The 487-nt window shown below is 66.3% G+C and carries 1 protein-coding gene; it reads right to left on the bottom strand.

What is annotated here, in order from left to right; translation table 11 throughout:
- A partial coding sequence (locus D3D02_RS19250) for an amidohydrolase family protein (RefSeq protein WP_147435758.1) occupies positions 1–487 on the bottom strand: 487 nt, incomplete at both ends.

The following is a 487-nucleotide window of genomic DNA, read 5'->3' as shown; positions in this document are numbered from 1 at the left end:
GTGCTCGACGATTTCGTGGGCTGCGGACGCCGTCGGAACCCAGTACGTTCCGCGTTCGACCAGCAGGTCGGCCGCCTCCTTGTCCATGAACATCCCGTGTTCGATACTCGTGATACCGGCGCGTGCAGCGTTTTTAATTACCGATTCGCCGTGGGCGTGGGCCGCCGTCGGGACTCCCTTCGCGCTCGCGGCGTCAACGAGTGCGCGAATCTCCGCTTCGGTGAGTTCCGGCGCACCGGTGACGGCTCCCTCGGTGAGGACGCCGCCTGTCGCCATGCACTTCACCACGTCGGCACCGCGCTTGAGTTGCTCGCGGGCTGCCTTTCGAACCTCGTCTGGACCGTCGGCTTCGCGGCCAAACCAGTGACCGTGGCCTCCGGTCATCACGATGTTCTCACCAGCGGCGAGGACGCGCGGACCCTCTAGTTCGCCGCTCGCGACGGCTGCCTTTGCACTCGTCGCCAACTCGCCCGGTGCCCCGAGGTCT

Origin of the sequence: Halobellus sp. Atlit-38R, from assembly GCF_003665925.1 — an archaeon.
GTDB classification, from domain to species: Archaea; Halobacteriota; Halobacteria; order Halobacteriales; family Haloferacaceae; genus Haloquadratum; species Haloquadratum inordinatus.
The sequence above is the reverse complement of the archived record's forward strand: the minus strand, read 5'-3'. Positions and strand labels throughout refer to the sequence as shown.